The following is a 23798-nucleotide window of genomic DNA, read 5'->3' as shown; positions in this document are numbered from 1 at the left end:
TTTTTTTTACCTGAACACGTAGTTAGGTGTTTTCAAGTGGAATTTGATCAAAATTTAGTGTACGAATTTCTTCAGCCTGTGCAATCGCCAAAGGGAGCGGTAGGATCGGATCAATATGAAGATAGCTTACTAATTTTTCAAGTCGCTGAATGAGCGTTCCTGAAACAACTAGAGGTTTAATGCCGAGTTCTTGATACGTTTGTACTAGTTGCATTTCGGAATGCTCCCTAAAACGTTCTGAAGTCGGTCGATGGTTGTCGGGAACAAAAGGGAACTCCACTGGTAAATGTACAAATAGATCATAATGGGTCTTCGCATAGGATTTTGCCATTCCTTCAAAACTGCGGAGCAAGAGCTTAAAATTCCGGTACGATTTAAAATGGAGATTTCGCTTGATCCATAACTTCCAAGGATACTCATCAGGATAGACTCCCGTATAGATTCTCGTGCTCCCATAGAGCCATTCTTGCAAGGTACATCCATCAGATATAAATCCGCTGGAAAATTGGGATTCAAATCGTATGCGCTCTTCAAAACGTTTCATGCCTAAGCAAAGCAATTGCGCATAACTGCACTGCCTCAATGTTTTGGTCGGAAATAATACAGGGAGTATTTCTCGCATAATAAGTGCATGCGTTGTAGGAATGCCCGTAGCCAACGACAAGGCAATAGATAGGGTAGTCTTTCCTGTGCAATAGGTTCCGCTGATGACGATGCGTTTCATGCGTTTGGTAGTTCATGACAGATATTAAAGACAGCTTGCATATTAGCTAATTGGCTATGGACCACGATTAAATGCCATTTTTTAGTATGCATAGATAGCTGCTTGCGATCCTTAAAAAGCACAGAAGTTAAATATAGGCTTTCCAGTACGGGCTTCTCAAAAGAGATAACCATTGACCTTAGCCAGATGTTCGGGCAGGATGCACGATTGGTTTTTAAGATGCTGTACAGAAGAACCTGCATCAATTGGCCGGTTGATACGAGCAGATCAATAGGGCTAACTAAATTTCTTGACGAAGAGATTCCTTGATGCCGAACGGGTATGGGTGCTGGATGATCGACTTTGGCAGTTATTTTTTCGCTTTTAACATTGAATTTGATATCATAGAGCCCAATTGCTCTTTGCTTATAGCCCTCACGGTGCATAGCTTTATCCGAAGGAGGCCATCTCGACTTTTTCTTTATATTCACCAAGGTAGGTCCTGGATGATCGATGGACAACTCGATCAACGCTTCGCCAATGGAAATCTTAAAGATGCTGATGCCAATATTTACTGCAGAAAGATCTAATCTGGTACTTTCTTTTAGGCAGGTGTACTTTATTGTAGTGAACGTATCGGCTAAGCAGATATTTTCCTTAATACGCATAGAATAGAAAAGAGGGATTGACTGGCTGACTTCACGGGCTGACAATCCGAGTAGTTTAGTGAGCCCTAGCTCGCATATGAATAGAGAAATTGCCATAAATTCTATGCTGCCTATATGAGGCACTTCCTTTCTGGGCCTAGAGGGACCTGTATACTGTATGCCAATCTCACCTTGCAATTCATTTTCCATAGTGGAAAAATTTAAAATATCGAAGCTGAAATTTTTGAATCCAGAACCGAAATACCGCTCTCGGTGATCACCTAGAAAACTATCTATTTCTGTAAATAAGGACTCTTTATCCATCTGTAGAAATTGTTGATTGAACAAAAGTAGGTCAAGACTTTCCTTGTTTATAATCTTATTGCGCAACTTTTTATTTCGTATTTGCTTAAAACGCAAACTATTTTTAATTTTTCAATGGTGAATTGCGTAATGCGCAACTTAGATGCCCTGCTGTATTTTTGCATTGTCTAAATCCACAAATAATTTGGGTTAATTCGTTAGTTTTTAATATTTTGTATAGTAATTAGGTTTTACTCACTAAATCTATGTCTATGAAATTACAACAACGTGTGTTTGATGAAGTCAAAAGAAAGATAGAATCCACTGCTAATTGGGCATGTCAACTTGCTTCTTTATTATGTTTGACTAGAGATGCGGTGTACCGCAGAGAACGGGGAGAAGTGTTATTGAACATCGATGAGCTAGAACTAATTATCACTACCTATGGAATCGATGCGGAGGATTTGTTTAATCTTGGAAGCAATAATTTAAGGTTTAGGTTTGTCAATATTAATATTTCACATATCGAAAGATATAAATCTTACCTGGAAGATATCAAATCCCTGCTGAAGCAAATGTACAGCGCGGAGAAAAAGGAAATAATCTTTTGTGCCGATGATATCCCTATTTTTCATTTCATGGGCTTTCCAGAGCTGACCTATTTTAAATTATACGTTTGGAGCCAATCGCTAAAAAACATAAATAATGCGTTGCCATTTGAGGATTTCGTGTACGAGATGAAAAAGTACAACCTAGAAGCTCTCTTTTATGAAATTGTCGAGCTCTACAAAAAGGTGCCATCCAGAGAAATCTGGACCAAATCGACAATTGATTCTACGCTCATACTGTTAGAATACTATGACCAAATTGGCAGCTTTTCTGACCCACTGACAAAAAGGCGACTAGTAGAACAGTTGCGCTCTTTGATTGCAGGCCTTCAGGAATGGACATTAAAGGAAAGCAAAAATGGAAATGTATTTTTCGACCTGTATTTGACGCCCATTGATTTGGGGCTAAGTCAAATGCTATGCGTGTTTGACGGCAAATACTTTGCCTCGCTTAAGCTCTATACAATAAACAGCATAACAACAACAGATTCAAGATACATAGAAGACAATATAAACTGGATGAAAGCGATTATGAACAAATCTTCGTGCCTAAGCAGGACGTCTGAAAAAGAACGTGTGCAGTTTTTTAAAAGCATGCAAGACGAGGTTTCGTTATTGCAGAAAAAGTTTAGCAATTCTGTGTAAACAAGGACAGTGCTGTGTATGATGTTGCCTACCAGGCGCTTGTCAGTTATTTTTAGTAAAACAAGTATTCATGTAACGGTTATGGAATACGCATGGCGAACTATCATTTCAGAGGTCGAAGCGAGAAAGGTAAAAATTTTCGCCAAGGACAAAAAGCTTGTTGGAGAAGTATATGAAATGATGCTATACCTTCAAGAAATATTGCGGTCGCTCAAAAAATCGATTGCTACAAATGGATTTGATTCTGAGCGAGAAGAAATCTATTTCTTTAGAGAGGTAAAACCGCAAATTTTAGGCAAGTTAATATATTACAACAATGTGTATTGCTTAGAGATTGCCTGCCCCAACCAAAAAGGAAAGATTTACAAAAGGTTTTTTAGTCTTCAATTAAGGAAATTAAAAAAGGAGTATGAGGAAATAAGCAAGCTGGAATTTTTTAAATATTATCGTTCAGGGAGGTCGGACAACGACCAAACCTATTTTCGCATGGGCAACATCAATTATTTTGACGGCCTATGCAGTATTGTTTTTGAAATAGACATCAACTTCTCTACCTACTACGATGGAATAATTTCACGGATTATTGCGAATGACCTCCTATACGTGTATTTGCACGCCAAAATTAATCCCAGTGACAACGATGACTTCAACCTGGGCGATGTGCAGGCTGAAAAAGATTTCAGCTGGACAGAATCAAAAAATGCATTAATTGAGCTGATTTATGCGCTCCAGGCTTCAGGTGCAATCTCTTACGGCAAACTCGAGATTCGAAAAATGGTCTTGGTCTTTCAAAAGCTTTTCAAAATTCAAATGACAGATCCCCATCATGCTTTTCATCGGATGAAACAGAGGGCAGGCTCCCGCACCATCTTCTTAGACCAACTCAAAGGCTCCCTGGAAGAATACATGAACAAAGGACTTTAATTATCGAGCTTAATTTTCCAAAATGTTATTGGCGTGCTCTACCGGTACACGCCAAGGAAACTGTTCTAATTCGATTTTCTCTAAAAGTAGCGTACGATGTTAATGGACGCCAAATGCAGTCTTCCGCTACAAATGGGAAGGTCGTCACAAACAGCTTCTCTAAGTTTATGGTGCATCATTTTCCTCGTAGATAAAATGGATAGAATTGAAGAAGCACAGTCTAAAAAGCTAAGCCCAGAAATGGTGGTAGATATTCTTAAGAATAAGGGTACTGATGTGACAATTCAAGAAGCGGAAGCCATATTGAAATTTATTACAAATCTTGCTCATGTATCAGTTATTCAGTATATTAGAGGCTGTCATTAAGCAGGTGATAACTAATAACTACCGGTATGAAAATAGCAGATTTGTATATCCGTGTTTCCACTGATGAGCAGGCCGACAAAGGATATTCCCAACGTGATCAAGAAGATAGGCTTCGCCATTATTGTAAAATTAAAGGATTTGATATTCGGCATGTCTTCATTGAGGATCATTCGGCAAAAACCTTCGAACGTCCGGAATGGAAAAATTACCTATCTATCTTACGAAAATCAAAAAATAACAAAGTTCCCATAGCATTGCTGTTTACGAAATGGGATCGGTTTAGCCGCAATGCCGCTGATGCGTATCAGATGATTAAAGTGCTCAGGGCGTTTGGCGTAGAGCCAGAAGCAATAGAGCAACCGCTAGACCTCTCTGTCCCAGAAAATAAGATTATGCTAGCTTTCTATTTGGCTACTCCAGAGGTGGAAAACGATAGGCGATCACTGAATGTATTCCATGGAATGCGCAGGGCGAAAAAGGAGGGACGCTGCATGGGGACTGCACCATTGGGCTACACCAACAAAATAGCGAAAGACAAAAGAAAGTACATTGCTATTGACGATTTCGCAGCGCCGCTGCTGCGATGGGCATTCGAGCAAATTATCGAAAATAACTTTAACACAGAACAAGTCTGGAAGCTGCTTCGGGAGAAATCGCAAAGCAGGGTACGGTTCAGCAAGAATAATTTTTGGCGAGCATTGCGAAATCCATTGTATTGCGGCAAGATTTTTATTCCCCCTTATAAAGATGAAGATGGGCATTTCGTAGTTGGGCAACATGAACCGCTAATCAGCGAGCATATGTTCGATGAAGTACAGCGCGTACTCGATGGCAGAAAGCGTATATTAAAACCTAAAGTCGTTTCTCCAAACCACCTGCCGCTAAGAGGTTTTTTAAAATGTTCAAATTGCGGTAAAACGATGACAGGTAGCGCGTCCAAAGGAAAGATGGGAAGGTATTATCATTATTATCATTGTTCAAGTACCTGCGGAGTAAGGTTCAAAGCTGAAGTTGCGAACGATGCCTTTATAAACCAACTTAGAAACCTGGTGCCCAAACAAGGCATACTGGACCTATTTACCGAAGCTTTTGTCAACGAATTTGAGCAACAAACTAAAATGCAGAGTAACGAACGAATGGATTTACTGAAGCAGATTGAAACACAAAACCAACGATTAAAAAATGCGCTTGTTTAGAAAATTGATGGCGAAATAGACAACTAAGAATATCAGGAAATGAAAACGCTCATAGGAACACGTTTGAAAGAACTAGAAATGAAGCTAAACAAATTGGCAACCGTCCATGTAGAAATAAGGGAATTGCTCAAAACAGCCGTAGAAAGGCTCGCTGACGTGTATTTATGCTACAAAAACGGAGATATTGAAGAAAAACGTTTGATAGTGAGTTCGATGTTCCCTGAATTATTGGAATTTGACGGAACACAACATCGAACTCCGAGAGTCAATGCCGTCGTCTCTCTTATCTATCAGAACACCAACAAGTTAAAGCGCAAAAAAAATGGGACAAGTCTCTCTTTTTTTGACTTGTCCCGTGAAGTGTTCCCGAAGGGATTGGCTCAGCCCCGCCATCCCCCAGCACGACCCTGAGCCTTCTTCGAATCGAACCCAATAGTTCTCATTCCTCTTCGAACAAAAAAAGTCACTCTTTTGGAGTGACTTTTGTGTTCCCGAAGGGATTCGAACCCCCATCTTTAGAACCGGAATCTAAAATTCTATCCATTGAACTACGAGAACGAGAAGCCAAAAATAGCATTTTTCTGCGTAGCTTTTGAAGTTAATTTTAAAATTCCATTATTATAATATTAATGTCCGTGTTCGTCTTCTTCAACTAAATGAAGCTCAACTTTTAAATCCAAATCATTTGCTCCTGTAAATTGCGTATAATTTGCATTATTCCAGTCGTCCGCTGTGATGTTTGCCTTCACACCTTCGTTCAAATGACGCATTACATAACGGAAAACAAATGTATTTGATGCTTTCAACACCGTAATATATCCCGTAACTCCAACACTTACTTTTTTGTTTTCCGCGTCTCTATCTGCATAAACATATTCTAACGCATCAGCTGGAGCACCCAATAAGAAAGCTTGGTGGATGTCATGGCGCTCGACAAACGTTTGCTGTGTTTCTCTGCCCGTAAAATCTTTTGCAACCAAAGCTACTTTGTACGTTTTGCCTACCTCTAGATGAAGATGTACGCCAGCAGGAGGCAAACCATCAGCTCCGAATTCAACCACTTCAACTTCAGCATCAGTGATCGGGTTATAATGATAATGGTCGTTATGCAATTCACCCTCTACTTCGGTAAATGTCAATGTAGCCGTAGATACTTCTTCCTGATCGATTTCTGGAGTCGGATCATCTTTAGAACAAGAGGTAAACAGAGCGATGAATGCGAATGCTACTATGTAAAAGTTATTTTTTTTCATTTCATTAATTTTTAAAAATTGTACGTGATACGCAGGCTAATGTTTCTTCCAAGCTGATGAGCATAATAACGGAAGCGATCCATGTAGTCTTTGTATAAATTGTTTGTTAAGTTTTCTACGGCAAAATGAATTGCCAACGCTTGTTGTTTTATAGGCAGGCTTGTTCCTGCGTGAAAAGCTAAAAGATGGTAGGCTCCTGGCGGATAAGCGTAGTCCGATTCAGGTTCGTACCGAGTTTGTTGACTTACATAATCATGTGTCAGCTTGAGATAGTTTTTTGTCAGCAGGTTATTTTCCGACAGGTTCCATTGCAGGCTTTGGCTTAACCTATCTGAAGGAATGTAGGGCAAGAATGTATTTGAATCAATGTTCTTTGCCCTAACCAATGAAAACTGTACAGAATAAATCAACTTTTCTTGCAAAAACTTGTAGCGAGCTTGCGCATCTATCCCATAAAATAACGCGTTATTTTGATGAAAAGTAAATACTGGAAACGTTCCGCGAATGGTTTGACGGATTGAATCAGGGTCTGGATTGGCATAAATATAATCCGCAATGTATTGCCCATATACATCTGCATGAACCTGTAATCTATTCCATTGGTATCCAAAATGATTTACCCATTTCAAACCTTTCTCGCTTTTCAAATTTGGGTCGCCAATCTCATACGTTCCGCTTCCGTGATGCAGTCCGTCGCTATACAATTCATTCGCTGAAGGCGCACGCCAAGCCAAACCTGCATTGCTTTTCCAGATTAATCGCTCTGAAATAGGGTAGGAGATTCCAGCTGTTCCAGATACATTATGGAACTGGCGCTGGTCGGTCAGCAAATATTGCTGAACTACGCCATTTTCATCCGGATTGGCATAGTCATACCGATAACCAGCTACATCAAAATACCGATAATCGTATCGAAGTCCAAGTTCAATCAAGTAGTTTTTGCGCTGAAATTCGCCAATCGCAAAAGCTCCGAGAGTGTGGTTATCAAAGTTCGGAATGATGGGCGTTGTACCCGTTCCAGGAACATTGTTGTTGATTTGAATCGTTCCTTGCAAACCAAACTTATAATTCGAAATCGCATAAATCGCATCCAATGTTTGCGTTCTTAGCAACATGTCAGCCATTGGCACATCATCCGATTCCACCCTGCGCACATCATATTCCTGTCTATGGTTTTGTTGAAAACCATATTGAAGGGATAATGATGAATTTGGAGAAAAATGATGGTCATATTTCAACTTGGCTAAGGTGTGCGAAACCTCTTGTTTAGGTGCCCCAATGTCATACGAAAATGAATAGGTTTCAAATGGCCTGCCGTTGGCAATTCTTGCCAGAATGTCTTCACCCGTACTCGCATGTGCACCTGCGAAAATACCCATGCTTGTTGAAAAACGACTGATATATGCTTCTAACTTACCTTTCGGTAAAGCATATTGAAATAAGCCCGAAAAATTTAATTCTTCGACCCCTGTGTTGCCTAAATAGTAATCCGCAGTTTTGCTATTTCCTTGTTTCTTTGCAGAAGCTTGCAGTCGCCATGAAAGTCTAGGGACAAAAAATCGATTGCCTTCCAACTGAACATTGCTTGTCAAGCCTCGTCCATTGCTTATGCCAATTACATCGACTTGACCCACTAGTATTTTTGTGGTATCTATTTTTGAAGGAGTCAATAAAACAACACCCGCTAATGCATCAGCACCATAACGTACGGCTTGAGCACCTTTGCTGACTTCAAGATATCCCGCCGTAAAAGGGTCAATTTCCGGAGCATGTTCTGCGCCCCATTGCTGTCCTTCTTGACGGACACCTTGATTTAAAACCAAGACTCGCTGACTATGTAAACCATTGATAACTGGCTTTTGAATGGTTGTTCCTGTACTTAATAAAGTCACGCCCGCCAAAGCAGTTAATTGCTCACTTAGATTTTTACCCTTTCGCTCTGCTTTTTCCTGTTCACTCAATCGATAGGTTTGTAAGGTTTTTGATTCTGCCTGTTTTCCTTGTACAGCAACTTCTTCGATTGCAATGCTGTTGTTCTGTACAGAAAATTGCAAAACAGTCTTTCCATTCTTCAATTCTATCGTTTCAACAAATGGTTCATAGCCAATTCCATGGATGGAAATGACATACTTTCGGGGGCAGACATTTTCAATAAGAAAACGGCCGTCCTGTGTTGTTGTAGTTGAATAAACAGAGTCGTTCAGGCGAATGCTCAGGCCATTGATTGGTTTCTGAGACGAGATGTCGATAACAGAACCTTCCAAAGTCAATTGACAAGCTGAAGACTGTGCTTTGTTTTGACCTATTGCGAAGGTTAGACCTATCAGCAATAGCAAAAACTTATGCATAGCAAAAATGTATTATAAATAAATGTGAGTGTGTTTTTTTAGCTTTTCTAGGATAGAAAATACGGGGGGTCTTTATTCGATTTTTTAGCTAAATAATCTTGTGCATGAAAATGAATGATTGGCATAACCGTTTGTCGGTTTTCCAATGCATAGTCTTCAAGTTTAATAAAATCTAAATGCAGAGCTGTTGCATGCTGATGATGGAACAGCAAACATAGCGCACAATCGCTATGCGTAGAAGTATCGGTATGCTGATGCTGATGTTCTTTGTCAGAATGACAAGCACTTTCTTCAATAAGAACTTCGTGAGTGTGCGTGTATTTAAGGCTTGTCATTCCCAAAACGGAAATGATGAGCAAGCCCAACAAATAAAGCTTCGTTATACATTGTTTCATATACACATCGCAAAGATAGAATAAATGCAATACTGTTGCAAATAAAAAATCAATTAAGAACGAGGATGGTATTGAGTGATGACTGATTGCAGGTAATCCGTATCGATATGCGTGTAAATTTCGGTAGTCGAAATGCTTTCGTGTCCAAGCATATCCTGTACCGCGCGCAGGTCAGCTCCACCTTCAACTAAGTGCGACGCAAAGCTATGACGAAACGTATGCGGACTGATTTCCTTTGTTAAACCGATTTTATTGGCTAAATCTTTAATGAGAATGAAAACCATTACGCGAGAAAGGTGTGCTCCGCGTCTATTTAAGAAAACAAAATCTTCTTCTCCAGATTTTATTGCTTGATGCACGCGGTTTTCGTTCAGGTAAATTTGCAGGTATTTAATCGCTTGCAATCCTATAGGTACAAGGCGTTCTTTATTTCCCTTACCCTCGACCTTGATAAACTCGTCATCCAGATGGAGGTTAGAGATTTTTAGGTTGACCAGTTCAGAAACACGCAAGCCACATCCATAGAGCATTTCTAAGATTGCCTTATTTCGCATTCCTTCCGCTTTGGATAGGTCAATCGCTGAAATCAATGCATCGATTTCATCTATATTAAGTACCGAAGGGAGTTTGCGTTGCAATCTCGGGGCTTCAATCAATTCGACTGGATTAAGTTCCAAAGCGTACTCAATCTGCAAGAAATGATAAAAAGTTTTGACTCCTGACAGCAATCGCGCATGCGTATATTGCGATATGCCAAAAGAGTCTACCCAAATAAAAAAATCTTGAAGGTTTTTGGTCGTCATTTTATCCGGTGAGCGCATTAGCATCTCCGAATAGGTTCGCAAATGGCGTACATCGTTTAAATAGGACTGAATGGAATTGTCCGCTAAACTGCGTTCAAGCAGTAAAAACCGCTTAAAATCTTTTAAAAGTTGTTCCCATTCCATCTTGTAAAGATACAGATTGAAAAATAATTTGATTAGTAGATAATTTTCGGAAATAATCGTAGATTGCATACGATTATTAATAAAAAAGTTAACGTATTAATTTATATGAAATTTATTAAAACAATTGCAATTGCGTTTCTTTTACCACTGAGTTGGGGAATCGCTGATGCACATGCAAAAGCACCGACATCTTTATCACAAGAAGCTAGAACCATCTTAAATCAAGATACGGTTTCTTGGGATACTAAATTGCCTTTTGATAATGAGGTGCTAACTGGAACATTAGAGAATGGTTTTAAATATTACATTCGTCGGAATGTTGAGCCTGAGAAGCGCGTTACCATGTATCTAGCTGTTAAAGTAGGTTCTATTCTTGAAACTGAACAACAACTTGGATTGGCTCACTTTTTAGAGCACATGAATTTCAACGGCCTTAAGCATTTCCCAAAAAATGAATTGGTGGATTATTTACAGAAAGCCGGTGTTCGTTTTGGTTCAGATCTAAATGCATACACAAGTTTTGATGAAACAGTTTACCAATTGCCAATTCCTTCGGACGACCCGGAATTATTGAAAAATGGATTGCAAGTAATGCGTGATTGGGCGCAAGATGCATTATTGGATACGGATGAAATCAACAAAGAACGTGGAATCGTGTTAGAAGAAATGCGTGGAGGTCGCGGAGCACAACAGCGTATGCGCGACCAGTATTTTCCTATTTTGTTGAATGGTTCATTGTATGCGAACCGTTTGCCAATTGGTACGGAAGAAATCATTACTAATTTTGACCCTGAAGTGATTCGTGGATTCCATAAAGATTGGTATCGTCCAGATTTAGAGTCCATCATCATTGTTGGAGATATTGATGTAAAGGAAATGGAAAGCGAAGTAAAACGCTTGTTTTCTGATTTGACTACGCCAGCGAACGCGCCCAAAAGAGAGAAATTCACAGTTGATTTAATCAATAAAAACCAATTTATAGCGGTTACAGACCCAGAAATGACGGCGACTGTCGGTCAGATTTTGGTTAAGAGACCTGAAGAAAAGGTGGTTACTGTTGGTGATTACAGAAGAAGTTTGTTGAAAAGTGCATATAATCAAATGATTAATGCGCGCTTGAGAGATATTTCGCAATCAGCGAATCCACCATTCTTACAAGCTGGTGTAAGTATCAGCGAATTTATTGGCGGGTTGGATAATCTATCAATCTACTTTGTGTCAAAACCTGGCTTGTTTGAAGAAGGATTCAAAGCAACGGTGAAAGAAGTTGAACGCGTAGACCAATTTGGTTTCACAGCAACTGAATTCCAACGTGCGGTCGCTTCGATGGCTAAAAATAATGAAACATCTTATATTGAGCGCGATAAGAAAAAATCGGATAGTTATGTATCATCTTACTTAGATAATTTCTTAAATGATGGTGCTTCTTTAAGCAATGAAGACCGTTACCAAATCACGAAACAGCTATTGCCAACATTGACTTTGTCAGAAGTGGATGCAATCGGTAAATTGTACTATGAAGATATAAACAGAGATGTAATCATCATGGGGCCTGACAAAGAAAAGGAGACTCTTCCAACAGAAGCTTTAGTAAACACTTGGTTTGCAGATTTGAAAGCTGAAAAGTTAACAGCTTACGAAGACAATGTTTCTGAATTGCCTTTGTTAGCAAAGACTCCTGTTAAAGGAACTATCAAATCGGAAAAAGCGATTGCAGGAATCGACGCAAAAGAGATTGTTCTAAGCAATGGCATCAAGGTTATCTTAAAACCAACAACATTTAAAAACGACCAGATTTTAATCAGTGCATTCAGTCCAGGCGGTACTTCATTGTATCCAGATGCAGATTACTTTTCTGCAAGCAATGCGAGCTCATTGGTTAATGGAAGCGGTTTAGGCCAATTGAACAATACCGAGTTACGTAAATACATGACGGGCAAAAATGTGAATGTTAGTCCTTACATCCGTGAACGTTCTGAGGGATTGTCAGGAAGTTCAGATAAAGAAGGCCTGAAACTAGCGTTTGAGATGATTTATGGATATTTTACAGAACCTCGCATCGAGGATGATATTTTCCAAAGTACAATTCAAAAAGCACTTTCTTCGTTAGAAAATAGAGATAGCGATCCGAACTTCGTGTTTTCGGAGGCGATTCAAAAAAGTTTGTATAACAACAATATTCGTAGAACACCAATTTCTAAAGATCAAGTCGGACAGATTAATAAGGATCGTGCGTTAGCAATTTACAAGGATCGATTTGCGGATGCTTCTGATTTTACCTTTACATTCGTTGGTTCGTTTACCGAAGATGAAATCAAACCTTATTTAGAAGAATATTTAGCTTCATTGCCTAATTTGGGAAGAAATGAGCAATCGAAAGATTTGGGACTTTATGAGCCAGCTAAAGGTTTCGAAAAAGTTGTACACAAAGGAAAAGAAGCGAAAGCCAATGTTCGTTTGTCATACTATGGCGATTACAAATATTCGGAAATGGAAAACTTGAATTTAGACGCGTTAGAAGGTGTGCTAAATATCAAATTAATCGAACGCTTGCGCGAAGATGAGAGCGGTGTGTATGGTGTTGGTGCCGGTGCTAGCTATAGCAAATTCCCTAAAAACAGATACAGTTTCGGTATCGGTTATGGAACAGGCGTTGATAAATATGAGTCATTGCTTGCATCTGCATTGGACGAAGTGAACAAAATCAAGAAAGACGGGCCTACGCAAGTTGATTTAGACAAATTTGTCATCGAACAAAAACGTCAATTAGAAACTCAATTGCGTGAGAATGGTTTCTGGTTAGGACAGATTGCTGGTGCTTACCAAAATCAGGAAGACCCAACTTACATCTTGCGTTACTTAGATGATTTAAGCAAAGTAACTGTAGAATCTGTTAAAGAAGTAGCTAATAAATACTTGAAAGACGAGCAGTTATTTAAATTCATCTTATTGCCAGACGAGGTTAAGTAATCGTTCTTTAACACATAGAAAATGCGAGGTGAAAGCCTCGCATTTTTTATTTCTATACTATTTGGGAATTATTTTATTCGTTCCAAAACACCTTTGCGTTTGACGATGTTTTTGTAATCCCATTGGATTTCTTTGGCTTTGGTCAGCCAGCGGGAAAGGTCTTCTTTATTCAGTTCTGATAGGGATGTGTATCCAATAGATGCATCTTTAAATTTCTTTCCTTTCAGATTCAGTCTATCTTCATCGAAAGATTGTCCGCTCCAAAACATCAGCCTTACGAAATGCTTTTGTTTGCTATAACCTACAATTGGATTTCCATCCAAAAACCAAACTGGATGGGCATGCCAAATTTTATTTTCGGCTTCTGGAAGAACTGACGAAATCTGCATTGCCAATGCATCACAAATCAACTTATCTTCAGTTTCCTTTAGCTCGTTGTAATGCTCTATTTCAGGATTAATCATCATATTAGCTACCAGAATATTATTGAATTATGCAAAGATTCCATTGACTTCCGTCAGGATGATTGGTTTGCCATCGGTAACGACAATCGTATGTTCATGTTGCGCCATAAAACCGCCTTTATTTCCGACCATCGTCCAGCCATCTTGCAAGGTATCTGCATAAGTGGAAGTCGTTGAAATAAAAGTTTCGATGGCAACGACAGAATTTTTTTTGAAACGGCGTTGGTCATTTTCGTTGCGGTAATTAAGCAATTCGTCCGGAGCTTCATGCAACCCGCGACCGATTCCATGACCGCCTAAATTCTTGATGACTTTGTATCCTCGTTTCTTTGCTTCCGTTTCCATCAAATGTCCGATATCCGAAATTTTAACTCCGCCTTTAATGTTATCCAACGTTTTCTTTAAAATTTCTTTCGAAGCATCAACCAGTTTTTGATGTTGATTCACATCCTGGCCCAGGACAAAAGAAGCTCCATTATCCGACCAGTAGCCATTCAGCTCCGCTGAAACATCTATATTGATTAGTTCGCCTTCGCGCAAAACACGTTTGTCCGAAGGAATCCCATGGCAAAATTCATTATCGATGCTTATGCATGTGAAACCAGGAAAACCATAGGTGAGAAAAGGTGCAGATTTCGCTTTGTACTCGTTCAAGATTTTTTCGCCATAGGCGTCCAATTCTTTTGTGGTCATTCCGACTTCGGCATATTTAATCATTTCCCTTAGGGTGTACGCTACAGCTTCGCTCGCTTTTTGCATTCCCAATAATTCCGCTTCACTTGATATTGACATAATTGTAATTTTATCAAAATTAAGAAATAACAAGCAGATACCCATTGCATCGCATCCTTAAAAACGAAGACGAGAGAAATGTTGACGTTTTAATTGCAATTAATCTGACTATCTAAATGCTGTTTAGCGTGAACAGCAATAGAACTAGAATCCCTATCAGAATTAAGATAAAATTGACAAAAAATAGCGCAATGCCCTTCATAATGGTTTGGCTTCGGCTTGTTTGATACACTACGCGTTGGGATTTTAAGTAAGCGAATAAAATAAATAGTCCGCAAATCCAATACAGAATATCTTTTGTCGTATTGATAAATGAGTTTGGTCCAAACAGATTCAATAGCCAAGTAATCAAGATGGCAGAAGTAACGACGATTAGAATCGTTGAAAAATAATAGAGCGTGAACACTCCATGGTCGTAAAAATACCAGCGCTTTTTGTTGTGGAACAGCCAGAGAACAAAAGCAAATATGGGCATAAATACAAAGAGTGCTTTTGAAATGGAATGAACAAAAATATCAATGACTTTCTTTGAGAATTCTTCACTGCTATACGATTTGCTTTCCCACTCAAAAAGTTTTGAATGCGCTTTGTATTCGAACCAGCCCGCATGTCTTCCCGGTATTAAATTTTGATATACTGAATCTAGCTCAGCTTTCGATTTATAGCCTCCAGTGGAGAACTCATTAAAGCTAATCGCATTCGAACTTGACGAATTCGTATCGCTTTCGATTTCTTCAACAATCGAACCCTTAATATTATCTGGAATATATTCATTTTGCTGAACAGAGAGAACTAATGAATCTTTTTGGCTCGCGGAAAGTTCTTGATTTTGTGTCTGTTCCGTTTTCGATTTCTCTTTCTTCTTGGTGTTCGGTAAGATAAATGGAATCAAAAATGCAACGAAACTTATGAAAATATAAAATTTAACGGGAGGGACAAATGACTTTCTTTTTCCGGCTAAATATTCTCGGATAACAAACCCAGGTTTTAGGATTAATAGTTTAATGGTTTTCCAAAATCCACTATCATAATGCACAAGGTCCTCGACGAAATGAGTCATCAAATAATGAAAAGGAGGGTGGTTTTCGACGTTTTCCTGCCCGCATTTGGGACAGAAGCGCTCTTCAACTACATGCCCGCAGTTCAAGCAGTTTTTTTCGTTTCGTAAGGGATGGTGAGACATTTTAAATTACTAATCTGAGCGTAAATATAAAATTTCTCAGGAAGAATTCAGGCAATAGATTCAAATAAAATGCATTGCCCTAGCATAAGGGCAATAGCACATTTTTATCCAATTTAATTTGAGTGACTTTTACGCTCGTAAATCCATCTTCTTTCGAAACCAGATGCGAAAGGTCTAATCCTCTCTTCGAGAACGCATCTAAGATTGCTGTCCTGAAAGCTGATTTAGTCGAACCCCAAGCATTATTGGTGACGACATCATTGTTTAACGTAATTAATTCTTGGGTAGAATAATTTTTGAATTTTTCTACTAAGTGTTGGTAAAGTTGAGTTGGTGCTGACATACAATTTTTTTAATTTAAATGATTAAAACATGTTGTATTCTAAATTCTTTTGGACAGGTAAACAAGGTTTCCACCGTTTATTTTGACATGTTGTCCGTATTAACTTACCACCGCGGTGCGACTTCACTCGGTTGGTATTGCTCGTGCAATTCTGAATACTCTACAAATATAGTAGACTTTATTTTAATTGCAACAATTTTCTTCTTTTTTATTTTGATTCTGACAAAATGAAATAAAAAAATACATTTTTCTGACAAGCTGTCGCTTATCTGATTTTGGAATGTATCTTGATGAACAAGGGTATAACAGAAAATAAAATAAATCGAAAATATGCAAGAAAAAGGTAGTATTTCCATTCACACCGAGAATATATTTCCGGTCATTAAAAAGTTTTTATACTCAGACAACGAGATTTTTTTACGCGAATTGGTTTCCAATGCCGTTGATGCTTCTCAAAAAATAAAAAGATTATCTTCTCTAGGTCAATACCAAGGCGAAGTTGGTGATTTGTTAGTCGATGTTAAGGTTGACAAAGAAGCCAAAACCATTACGATTTCCGATAACGGAATTGGTATGACTGCCGAAGAAATCAAAAAATACATTAATCAGATTGCTTTTTCAGGAGCAACTGAATTTATGGAAAAATTCAAAGAAGCGAATGATGCGAACGAAATTATAGGCCGTTTCGGTCTTGGTTTCTATTCTGCATTTATGGTTGCGGATAAAGTGGAGATTGATTCTTTGTCGTATCAAGAAGGAGCAGAGCCTGCGCACTGGACTTGCGATGGTTCGACTTCGTATGAGATTTCTGAAGGAACGCGCACCACGCGCGGAACAGATATTATTCTTCATATCAATGAAGATGCAGAAGAATTTTTAGAGGAATCGCGCATTCAGACCATTCTTGACAAATACTGTAAATTCTTACCTGTTCCAATCCGTTTTGGCACAAAATCTACGCAAGAAGAAGATGGGGAGGACGAAGAAGGAAAACCGAAATACAAAACTGTTGAGGTCGATAACATCATTAACAATACGTCACCAGCTTGGACAAAATCGCCTTCGGAATTAACGGATGAAGATTATTTGGCATTCTACCGCGAATTGTATCCATATCCGATGGATGAGCCTTTATTTTGGATTCATTTAAATGTGGATTATCCATTTAATCTAACGGGTATTCTTTATTTCCCTAAAATCAAAAATGAATTAGAAGTTCAGCGCAACAAAATCAAATTGTATTCCCGTCAGGTATTCATTACCGACGAAGTAAAAGATATTGTTCCTGAATTTTTAATGTTGTTGCATGGCGTGATTGATTCACCGGATATTCCGTTGAACGTTTCCCGCAGTTTCTTACAAGCGGATAGCAATGTGAAGAAAATCAACAACTACATTACCAAGAAAGTCGCTGATAAGTTGCAGGAAATTTTCAAATCTGACCGAAAAGGATTTGAAGAAAAATGGAACGACATCGGTCTATTTATCAAATATGGTATGTTGAGCGATGAGAAATTCGCTGAAAAAGCCAATGAGTTTTGCTTATTGAAAAATACGCAAGGCGAAAGCTATACCATGAAAGAATATTATGAAAAAGTAAAGGATATTCAAGTCGACAAAGATGGCAATATCGTTTATTTGTATACGCATGATGTTGCACAGCAAGATAGTTTTATTGCGGGAGCGACAGCAAAAGGATATGATGTCTTGGTGTTGGATGGTCCGTTGGATACGCACATGACTTCGTACCTAGAGCAAAAAGGCGGTGAGAAAATTCAGCTGAAACGTGTGGATGCTGATGTCATCGACAAATTGATTCAGAAGGATGAGAAAATCGAATTGACCTTGTCAGAAGACGAAAGCAAAAAAGCGACTGAAGTTTTCGAGAAAGCAATTTCTCGCGCAGATATGAAAGTGGAAGTAGATGCATTGCATGCAGAAGATTTGCCTGTGTCGGTTACTTTGGATGAATTTATGCGCCGTATGAAAGAGATGGCAAAAACAGGCGGTGGCATGGGCTTCTATGGCAGTTTGCCGGATAATTATAAAGTTACGGTGAATGGTAACCATCCGTTGGTGAAACGTATTGTAGAAAGTTCGGATGAAGAAGGAGCGAAATTAGCGAAGCAAGCTTTTGATTTGGCTCTACTTTCCAGAGGACTTTTGACAGGTTCAGAACTGACTTCTTTTGTAAAAAGAAGTGTTGAAATGATTTAAACAAAAAATAAGTAGTTAATCTTCATTGAGATACTCTCAATGAAGATTTTTTTGTTGCAAAACATTTGGTACGAATGAATAATTATTCTACTTTTGTAGCACAAACACGGTAGATGTAGCTCAGTTGGTTAGAGCATCGGTTTGTGGTACCGAGGGTCGTGGGTTCGAGCCCCATCATTTACCCAAAAGCTTTTCAATTTATTGGAAAGCTTTTTTGTTTTTATGGCCTTGCCAACAATTTCAAAATATCTCAAAAATCAGCTTGATAAGGATAACATGTGCTAAAAATGTTTCAAATATAGGCACCAGCATTTAAAAACTTAATTTTACATAAACATCAAATTCTTGTTTTTAAATTCGATGAAGATTATCTTTATCTAAGAATACAAAGCGATAATAAGGACTTTGGATAATCTGCCTTAAAAGATATGTTAAAGTTTTCAAAAATTTAGTTATAGCTAAACTTTATGAGAAAATTTTCTATACATTTGTCTGAAATATGTTCATCCAGCAACTAAAATAAAAGTTTATGACTTGTTGGTTGATGGCGAATGTTTGTTAGATGCTTTTTATCGGGAAGTGTTAGAAAGTGGGAATTTAAAGAAAGATTTTGTAGGCGCAATCAGTATTCTTAAATCTTCAGCGAATGGCCTCCTATTGCCAAAAACTAAATTTAGAATAATTGAACATAAGCGATTGCCCTATAAATTGTACGAAGCTAAAAAAGACGATATTAGGATATACTGCTTCCATGAAGAAAAAACGGGTCGCATCATTGTTGCTGGAGGAAAGAAAAGTACGCAAAAAAGAGATATCCATAGTATAGTAAATCTGCTAATTGAATATTACAATGGAAAGTAAATTTTTATCGATTATTGAAGAACCAAGCTATTGGGTTGAAGAGGTAAATAATATACTCTATGATGGAATAGTTCGCTACATGGAGCATAAAAAACTCAATCGTACTGAATTCGCCGAATATTTAGGCATTTCGAAAGGAAGATTATCTCAAATCTTGAATAGTGGAGAGGTCAATTTTAGTCTAGAAAAGCTATTTTATATAGCTTTAAAAATTGATAAAGTTCCGCAAATTATTTTTGAAGATAAACTTGATTATATCAAACAGTTGGAAAAAGCCTATAAGGTGCATTACTACGAACATACTTACGATAAATTCAAAACAATTGAGCTTGATGCGACAATACATGCTAACGCGGAATTGATGCATTTCCCAAATAATCAGTCTAAGACATATCAAAAAGACGTTGATTATTCGGATTACTTTTATGAATATGAGTAAGAAAACTAGAAAAGAAACTAAGATAGCTTATCGCGTAATAGAAATTAAAAATTTGAAATTCAGCGTAAACGCTGAAGACAATTTAGATTTTGATAAAATTGACGTAGATGGAACTGTTAAGTATTTTATGACCGAAATGCTTGAGGGAAGAGCAGAGTTCTCATTCGATGTAATAACTACAGTAGTATCTCGGCTAACTGGCAATAAAATAATTGAGCATAGTGGAAGAACCAGATTTGAGGTCGTCAATTTAAAAAACAGCGATTCAAAAACAAATGGCGTATCAGAAGATGTTAAAATTCCTAATCAGTTAATAGCGTCGATGTACGGATTGTCTCATTCACATGCGAGAGCTTTGCTTGCGGTAAGCTTACAAAATACTGATTATCAAGATAAATTTTTTATACCTATTGTAGACCCGAATTTGATTTTGGAGTCTGAAAATAACATAACCATAAAGGATACTGATACTTAAAGTAATCTTTAGAAAGCTGTGTTTTTTCGGAAATACTTTCGATATAATCTTAGTTTATTTGTTTAAAAGTCTGCTTAACCACAGTGATAGTACCGAGGGTCGTGGGTTCGAGCCCCATCATTTACCCAAAAGCTTTTCAATTTATTGGAAAGCTTTTTTGTTTTTATGGCTAATGTGATGATTTAGTATTGCCTTTGATTGCTTATATTAGCATAATATAACTCACAAAATGAAATATTAAATAATGAGGCTGAATGTTTAGAATAATTAAAAAAATAGTTTCCACTTTTGGCATTTTAATTTCATTTTTTTCACTATACGGATCTTTATTTGTGTACGGATCAAAGTTACCTGAAAATCTTAGCGAAGGATTTTGGGGGCGTAAAGTCATAAATGTCGATGACATTACTTATAGGGAACCTCGAGATTTTGACAATGTAGCCATTCCAAAGTTTCTAGCTATTTTCTTAAATTATGCATTTACTTATATCACTTATATAGCCATAGTCATAATATGTTTAGTAAGTCTCACTTTCTTTTTAAAAAGGCTGATAAAATGGTATAATGACATCGTATGGGAGAGAAAATATGTTAAAAAACCCATGGATGCTTGGGCTCTTAATTTATTATTTATATGCACTTTAATAATTATTTCGGGGAGTATATTTAATAGTTTATTGGCAAAATAAGATAATACTTTTAGCTTTAAACCAATCCCCTTCCTTAATTAGTAGGGGATTTTTTATACCATTCAATTTAGTTAACAAAATTCAAATGTTAAACACATTTTTTTTGCCAAACTAAGTAATGTACATCGTTGTCTTATTAGAAAATCACTAATGAATACAAGCTATTGCTTAAAATTTAGAGTTTCGAAGTATCCTTAAGAGATAAGCAAAGAGGATTTAAATATGTTTTGTGGCACCGAGGGATGTGGGTTCTAGCCTCATCATTTACCCAAAAGCTTTTCAATTTATTGGAAAGCTTTTTTTTTGGCTTGAATTTTAAAAATATTTCAAGAATCAATTTTATTTCTACTTCCTTATTTCTCATATAATTTTTCAAGCAAAGGGCTTTCAGTTTTTATATTTTGCTAAGTTTGAAAATCGTTTATATCTTGTGAACTATGTACAGTTTTAAAAATGATTATTCCGAAGGGGCGCATCCGGCTATTCTTCAGCGATTGATGGATACGAACCAAGTTCAGCAGGATGGCTATGGTGAAGATGCCTATTCTTCCGAAGCAAAACAGCAGATTAAGAATATCATCGGGAATCAGCAAGCAGAAATTTATTTTGTTTCAGGAGGAACGCAAACAAATTTATTGGTTATTTCCTATTTACTGCGTCCGCATGAAGCCATAATCAGTGCGAAAACTGGCCATATTTATGCCAATGAAACAGGTGCAATAGAAGCGACAGGTCATCGGATAATTCCGGTTGATTCTTTAGATGGCAAATTAAAGCCAGCAGATATTGAGCAGGTGTTAGCTGATTATTCACTTCGGCCACACGTCGTCAAACCAAAATTGGTTTATATTTCAAATTCTACTGAAATCGGAACGCATTACAGCAAAACTGAATTAACCGAACTTTCCGCCTATTGCCAATCGAAAAACTTGTTTTTGTTTCTGGACGGCGCCAGGCTAGGACATGCGCTGATGGCAAAGGACAATGACTTGACTTTAGCGGATGTTTCCAAACTTACTGATGTTTTTTACATCGGCGGAACCAAAAACGGAGCCTTGCTAGGGGAGGCTATTGTATTCAATAGAACGGATATTGCTACTGAATTTGACTACCATTTAAAACAAAAAGGAGCGTTGCTTGCTAAAGGTCGTGTGATTGGAATACAGTTTTTGGAGCTTTTTAAAGATGATTTGTATTTTTCCTTAGCGACGCATGCGAATGCGATGGCAATGAAAATTGCGAAGGTCATAGAAAATAAAGGGTATACATTTCTGACTCAATCGTCGACGAATCAGCTATTTCCGATTCTTCCAAATGACGCGATTGCGAAGTTGACTGCACACTATGATTTCTATGTTTGGAAACCTTTGGAAAATAATTGCTCCGCAATCCGAATACTTACTTCATGGAATACTGACGAAGAAGTGGTTGACCAATTTATCGAAGAGTTGGAAGAATACTTGTAGCGAATGCTAATTTTTCTGCCGGTTCGTATTTAGCTTCGAAAAGATGTAAAACATTTCGTTTGCGATTTGAAGACTTCGTTGCTCATACACTTCGCTTTCTTGAGGAGTATTATCTGAACTTTTAGGGTCTTCAAAAGGTAGGCTAAATCGCTTATCCGCTCCAGCGATGTAAGGACATTCTTGGTCAGCTTGAGAACAAGTCATGACCGCAACAAAATCTGAAATTGGATTAAAAGTATCGTCAAATCTTTTGGAGAAACCAATAATGGGAAAAGCATTAGAATCCACTTTAATTGCGTATATCGTATTTTCGGCAGTCGCTAATGGAAGGATACTAAACCCTTGTTTTTCTAATGTTTTAATGACCTGAGGATAAATGGCGGTCGCTTCTGTGCCTCCAGAATAACAATATACATTGCTAATCTTGAAGTACTTTGCCGAAGTTTGCGCCCAAATCTGAGCCAAATGGCTTCTCCTTGAATTGTGCGTACAAATAAAATTTAGATGTATATCCTCTTGCTTATCCATTTTCTGTTGCATGTAATCAATCAGAGGTTCTAAACGTAGTCGACGACTTGCATCAGGATTATTGTTTTTCAAAATCTCTTGAATTGTTTTAGAAAGCAATGTATTCATAGTGATAGCGTTAACAACAGCCAGCATTTGGGTCGCAAGTTGAAAGCGTTTTTAAATTAGCTAAGTTCACTTTCGTTTTTTCTTTTGGAGAAACTCCACATGCATCTTGGGCCAAGCATGCCGTCTTCTTATTCAGCAATACAAAATTCTTATCATTAAAACCTAAATCATATTTGCCGATTGTGCTTCCTTGGTATTCGACTTCAATCTCGACATCTTCTATGCCTAATTTATCTTCAGAAAGCTGAATAATGTTTAATAGCTTCTGAGGTTTTAAGCGATGTTCGAAATCATTGGCATCCCACAATTGGAAATTGACGACCTTCTCATCTCGAATTACGCCACCGCAGTCAATAAACCGTTTTGTAATCTGACCGACTTCGGTTACGTGAAAATGTTCTGGAACAAAAGTGCCATTCTCTAATTGGAATTCTACATTTTCGACTTTGGAGAGGATTTGTTTGATTTCTGATAATTTCATTTTTAATTAATTTAAATAATGCAATATTACGATATAAAAGTGGAGAAAAAAGTTAGCAACATTTTTCTTTAGTGCTTTTTATTACGTTGTTGAAATAGTTTTTGACAACATCGAATGTCTCTTCATTAATGCAATAACAAATAGCATTTCCTTCCATATTGCCTTTAATAAGTCCAGCGCTTTTCAGTTCCTTTAAATGCTGAGAAACGGTTGGCTGTGCCAAAGGCAACTCATTGACGATGTCATTACAAATGCATTGATTGACCGTTAATAAATAGTCGATAATGGCAATCCTTGCCGGATGGCCCAATGCCTTTGCTATTAAAGCGATTTGATTTTGATGTTCGGAAAAATGCTCAGTTTTCGAAGCGCCCATGTTAATAAATTATTATATTGCAATATTACGATATTGTATTCGTTTATCAAAATAATATTTTCGACAGGATG

At 37.7% G+C, this 23798-nt stretch carries 25 protein-coding genes and 2 tRNA genes; 13 read left to right on the top strand and 14 right to left on the bottom strand.

The window, feature by feature from the left end; all coding sequences use genetic code 11:
• Window positions 1–22: 22 nt before the first annotated feature.
• Window positions 23–724, bottom strand: a complete 702-nt coding sequence (locus C4F49_RS17660; protein ID WP_196937149.1) for an ATP/GTP-binding protein — start codon at window positions 722–724, stop codon at window positions 23–25.
• The gene (locus tag C4F49_RS17655) at window positions 721–1674 is read right to left on the bottom strand and encodes an AvrD family protein (protein ID WP_196937148.1); all 954 of its coding nucleotides are present in this window, start codon (window positions 1672–1674) and stop codon (window positions 721–723) included. Before C4F49_RS17655 ends, C4F49_RS17660 begins: the two co-directional genes overlap by 4 nt.
• A gap of 251 nt (window positions 1675–1925) precedes the next feature.
• Here C4F49_RS17655 and C4F49_RS17650 point away from each other — a divergent pair, with 251 nt between their 5' ends.
• The 5 genes from C4F49_RS17650 to C4F49_RS18070 all read left to right on the top strand — a co-directional run bounded on the left by C4F49_RS17650 (window position 1926) and on the right by C4F49_RS18070 (window position 5803).
• Window positions 1926–2906, top strand: coding sequence for a hypothetical protein (locus C4F49_RS17650; protein ID WP_196937147.1), 981 nt, complete (start codon window positions 1926–1928; stop codon window positions 2904–2906).
• 81 nt (window positions 2907–2987) lie between these two features.
• Complete coding sequence (locus tag C4F49_RS17645) at window positions 2988–3830, top strand: RteC domain-containing protein (protein ID WP_196937146.1); 843 nt, start codon at window positions 2988–2990, stop codon at window positions 3828–3830.
• 195 nt (window positions 3831–4025) lie between these two features.
• Window positions 4026–4196, top strand: a complete 171-nt coding sequence (locus tag C4F49_RS17640; protein ID WP_231388364.1) for a hypothetical protein — start codon at window positions 4026–4028, stop codon at window positions 4194–4196.
• A 26-nt stretch (window positions 4197–4222) separates the two neighbouring features.
• Window positions 4223–5392, top strand: coding sequence for a recombinase family protein (locus C4F49_RS17635; RefSeq protein ID WP_231388363.1), 1170 nt, complete (start codon window positions 4223–4225; stop codon window positions 5390–5392).
• A 39-nt stretch (window positions 5393–5431) separates the two neighbouring features.
• Window positions 5432–5803, top strand: coding sequence for a hypothetical protein (locus C4F49_RS18070; protein WP_231388362.1), 372 nt, complete (start codon window positions 5432–5434; stop codon window positions 5801–5803).
• A gap of 75 nt (window positions 5804–5878) precedes the next feature.
• On the opposite strand, the gene C4F49_RS17630 is transcribed toward C4F49_RS18070, so the two are convergent.
• The 5 genes from C4F49_RS17630 to xerD form a co-directional block, all read right to left on the bottom strand.
• Window positions 5879–5950, bottom strand: a tRNA-Arg gene (locus C4F49_RS17630).
• Between the two features lie 68 nt (window positions 5951–6018).
• Window positions 6019–6645 carry a hypothetical protein gene (locus C4F49_RS17625; protein ID WP_196937145.1) on the bottom strand — a complete coding sequence of 209 codons (627 nt, stop codon included), beginning with the start codon at window positions 6643–6645 and terminating at the stop codon, window positions 6019–6021.
• Between the two features lie 11 nt (window positions 6646–6656).
• A complete protein-coding gene (locus C4F49_RS17620; RefSeq protein ID WP_196937144.1) occupies window positions 6657–8993 on the bottom strand; it encodes a TonB-dependent receptor in 2337 nt (778 codons plus the stop codon).
• Window positions 8994–9040: 47 nt separating this feature from the next.
• Window positions 9041–9388, bottom strand: coding sequence for a hypothetical protein (locus tag C4F49_RS17615; RefSeq protein WP_196937143.1), 348 nt, complete (start codon window positions 9386–9388; stop codon window positions 9041–9043).
• Between the two features lie 53 nt (window positions 9389–9441).
• Window positions 9442–10335 (bottom strand): site-specific tyrosine recombinase XerD, encoded by an 894-nt coding sequence (gene xerD / locus C4F49_RS17610; protein ID WP_196937311.1) that lies wholly within the window; start codon window positions 10333–10335, stop codon window positions 9442–9444.
• Window positions 10336–10440: 105 nt separating this feature from the next.
• Between xerD and C4F49_RS17605 the strand changes: the two genes are divergently transcribed.
• Window positions 10441–13305 (top strand): M16 family metallopeptidase, encoded by a 2865-nt coding sequence (locus tag C4F49_RS17605; protein ID WP_196937142.1) that lies wholly within the window; start codon window positions 10441–10443, stop codon window positions 13303–13305.
• Between the two features lie 68 nt (window positions 13306–13373).
• Here C4F49_RS17605 and C4F49_RS17600 read toward each other — a convergent pair whose 3' ends face one another.
• From C4F49_RS17600 to C4F49_RS17585, 4 genes are all read right to left on the bottom strand, one after another.
• Window positions 13374–13772, bottom strand: a complete 399-nt coding sequence (locus C4F49_RS17600) for a DUF1801 domain-containing protein (protein ID WP_196937141.1) — start codon at window positions 13770–13772, stop codon at window positions 13374–13376.
• Between the two features lie 24 nt (window positions 13773–13796).
• The gene (gene map / locus C4F49_RS17595; RefSeq protein ID WP_196937140.1) at window positions 13797–14561 is read right to left on the bottom strand and encodes a type I methionyl aminopeptidase; all 765 of its coding nucleotides are present in this window, start codon (window positions 14559–14561) and stop codon (window positions 13797–13799) included.
• A 112-nt stretch (window positions 14562–14673) separates the two neighbouring features.
• Window positions 14674–15621: a DUF3667 domain-containing protein gene (locus tag C4F49_RS17590; RefSeq protein WP_231388361.1), complete on the bottom strand. Its 948-nt coding sequence runs from the start codon at window positions 15619–15621 to the stop codon at window positions 14674–14676.
• A gap of 202 nt (window positions 15622–15823) precedes the next feature.
• Window positions 15824–16087: a 5-oxoprolinase gene (locus tag C4F49_RS17585; protein WP_196937138.1), complete on the bottom strand. Its 264-nt coding sequence runs from the start codon at window positions 16085–16087 to the stop codon at window positions 15824–15826.
• A 330-nt stretch (window positions 16088–16417) separates the two neighbouring features.
• Between C4F49_RS17585 and htpG the strand changes: the two genes are divergently transcribed.
• The 7 genes from htpG (at window position 16418) to C4F49_RS17555 (ending at window position 22234) form a co-directional block, all read left to right on the top strand.
• A complete protein-coding gene (htpG, locus tag C4F49_RS17580; protein WP_196937137.1) occupies window positions 16418–18304 on the top strand; it encodes a molecular chaperone HtpG in 1887 nt (628 codons plus the stop codon).
• Between the two features lie 109 nt (window positions 18305–18413).
• A tRNA-His gene (locus C4F49_RS17575) sits at window positions 18414–18487 on the top strand.
• 351 nt (window positions 18488–18838) lie between these two features.
• Window positions 18839–19165 (top strand): hypothetical protein, encoded by a 327-nt coding sequence (locus C4F49_RS17570; protein WP_196937136.1) that lies wholly within the window; start codon window positions 18839–18841, stop codon window positions 19163–19165.
• Window positions 19155–19604 (top strand): helix-turn-helix domain-containing protein, encoded by a 450-nt coding sequence (locus C4F49_RS17565; protein ID WP_196937135.1) that lies wholly within the window; start codon window positions 19155–19157, stop codon window positions 19602–19604. Before C4F49_RS17570 ends, C4F49_RS17565 begins: the two co-directional genes overlap by 11 nt.
• Entirely contained in the window at window positions 19597–20079 is a 483-nt protein-coding gene (locus tag C4F49_RS17560) for a hypothetical protein (RefSeq protein WP_196937134.1), read from the top strand. The genes C4F49_RS17565 and C4F49_RS17560 overlap by 8 nt, the downstream gene beginning before the upstream one ends.
• 254 nt (window positions 20080–20333) lie before the next feature.
• The gene (locus tag C4F49_RS18065; protein WP_231388360.1) at window positions 20334–20768 is read left to right on the top strand and encodes a hypothetical protein; all 435 of its coding nucleotides are present in this window, start codon (window positions 20334–20336) and stop codon (window positions 20766–20768) included.
• Between the two features lie 437 nt (window positions 20769–21205).
• Window positions 21206–22234, top strand: coding sequence for a threonine aldolase family protein (locus tag C4F49_RS17555; protein ID WP_196937133.1), 1029 nt, complete (start codon window positions 21206–21208; stop codon window positions 22232–22234).
• Window positions 22235–22240: 6 nt separating this feature from the next.
• Here the strand turns inward: C4F49_RS17555 and C4F49_RS17550 are convergent, their stop codons facing one another.
• The 3 genes from C4F49_RS17550 to C4F49_RS17540 are packed head-to-tail and all read right to left on the bottom strand — an operon-like array spanning window position 22241 to window position 23727.
• Complete coding sequence (locus C4F49_RS17550; protein WP_196937132.1) at window positions 22241–22870, bottom strand: arsenate-mycothiol transferase ArsC; 630 nt, start codon at window positions 22868–22870, stop codon at window positions 22241–22243.
• A gap of 10 nt (window positions 22871–22880) precedes the next feature.
• Window positions 22881–23351 (bottom strand): DUF6428 family protein, encoded by a 471-nt coding sequence (locus C4F49_RS17545; protein WP_196937131.1) that lies wholly within the window; start codon window positions 23349–23351, stop codon window positions 22881–22883.
• 52 nt (window positions 23352–23403) lie between these two features.
• On the bottom strand, window positions 23404–23727 hold the full coding sequence (locus C4F49_RS17540) for an ArsR/SmtB family transcription factor (RefSeq protein WP_196937130.1): 324 nt from the start codon (window positions 23725–23727) through the stop codon (window positions 23404–23406).
• Between the last annotated feature and the right edge of the window lie 71 nt (window positions 23728–23798).

Source organism: Sphingobacterium hungaricum, assembly GCF_015210005.1.
Taxonomy (GTDB): domain Bacteria; phylum Bacteroidota; class Bacteroidia; order Sphingobacteriales; family Sphingobacteriaceae; genus Sphingobacterium; species Sphingobacterium hungaricum.
This window is presented reverse-complemented; position numbering and strand designations above follow the sequence as displayed.

Bases quoted from the DNA above. Each gene is read 5' to 3' on its own strand.
- C4F49_RS17660 (WP_196937149.1), bottom strand. From the start codon at position 724: ATGAAACGCATCGTCATCAGCGGAACCTATTGCACAGGAAAGACTACC.
- C4F49_RS17655 (WP_196937148.1), bottom strand. From the start codon at position 1,674: ATGGATAAAGAGTCCTTATTTACAGAAATAGATAGTTTTCTAGGTGAT.
- C4F49_RS17650 (WP_196937147.1), top strand. From the start codon at position 1,926: ATGAAATTACAACAACGTGTGTTTGATGAAGTCAAAAGAAAGATAGAA.
- C4F49_RS17645 (WP_196937146.1), top strand. From the start codon at position 2,988: ATGGAATACGCATGGCGAACTATCATTTCAGAGGTCGAAGCGAGAAAG.
- C4F49_RS17640 (WP_231388364.1), top strand. From the start codon at position 4,026: ATGGATAGAATTGAAGAAGCACAGTCTAAAAAGCTAAGCCCAGAAATG.
- C4F49_RS17635 (WP_231388363.1), top strand. From the start codon at position 4,223: ATGAAAATAGCAGATTTGTATATCCGTGTTTCCACTGATGAGCAGGCC.
- C4F49_RS18070 (WP_231388362.1), top strand. From the start codon at position 5,432: ATGAAAACGCTCATAGGAACACGTTTGAAAGAACTAGAAATGAAGCTA.
- C4F49_RS17625 (WP_196937145.1), bottom strand. From the start codon at position 6,645: ATGAAAAAAAATAACTTTTACATAGTAGCATTCGCATTCATCGCTCTG.
- C4F49_RS17620 (WP_196937144.1), bottom strand. From the start codon at position 8,993: ATGCATAAGTTTTTGCTATTGCTGATAGGTCTAACCTTCGCAATAGGT.
- C4F49_RS17615 (WP_196937143.1), bottom strand. From the start codon at position 9,388: ATGAAACAATGTATAACGAAGCTTTATTTGTTGGGCTTGCTCATCATT.
- xerD (WP_196937311.1), bottom strand. From the start codon at position 10,335: ATGGAATGGGAACAACTTTTAAAAGATTTTAAGCGGTTTTTACTGCTT.
- C4F49_RS17605 (WP_196937142.1), top strand. From the start codon at position 10,441: ATGAAATTTATTAAAACAATTGCAATTGCGTTTCTTTTACCACTGAGT.
- C4F49_RS17600 (WP_196937141.1), bottom strand. From the start codon at position 13,772: ATGATGATTAATCCTGAAATAGAGCATTACAACGAGCTAAAGGAAACT.
- map (WP_196937140.1), bottom strand. From the start codon at position 14,561: ATGTCAATATCAAGTGAAGCGGAATTATTGGGAATGCAAAAAGCGAGC.
- C4F49_RS17590 (WP_231388361.1), bottom strand. From the start codon at position 15,621: ATGACTCATTTCGTCGAGGACCTTGTGCATTATGATAGTGGATTTTGG.
- C4F49_RS17585 (WP_196937138.1), bottom strand. From the start codon at position 16,087: ATGTCAGCACCAACTCAACTTTACCAACACTTAGTAGAAAAATTCAAA.
- htpG (WP_196937137.1), top strand. From the start codon at position 16,418: ATGCAAGAAAAAGGTAGTATTTCCATTCACACCGAGAATATATTTCCG.
- C4F49_RS17565 (WP_196937135.1), top strand. From the start codon at position 19,155: ATGGAAAGTAAATTTTTATCGATTATTGAAGAACCAAGCTATTGGGTT.
- C4F49_RS17560 (WP_196937134.1), top strand. From the start codon at position 19,597: ATGAGTAAGAAAACTAGAAAAGAAACTAAGATAGCTTATCGCGTAATA.
- C4F49_RS18065 (WP_231388360.1), top strand. From the start codon at position 20,334: ATGTTTAGAATAATTAAAAAAATAGTTTCCACTTTTGGCATTTTAATT.
- C4F49_RS17555 (WP_196937133.1), top strand. From the start codon at position 21,206: ATGTACAGTTTTAAAAATGATTATTCCGAAGGGGCGCATCCGGCTATT.
- C4F49_RS17550 (WP_196937132.1), bottom strand. From the start codon at position 22,870: ATGAATACATTGCTTTCTAAAACAATTCAAGAGATTTTGAAAAACAAT.
- C4F49_RS17545 (WP_196937131.1), bottom strand. From the start codon at position 23,351: ATGAAATTATCAGAAATCAAACAAATCCTCTCCAAAGTCGAAAATGTA.
- C4F49_RS17540 (WP_196937130.1), bottom strand. From the start codon at position 23,727: ATGGGCGCTTCGAAAACTGAGCATTTTTCCGAACATCAAAATCAAATC.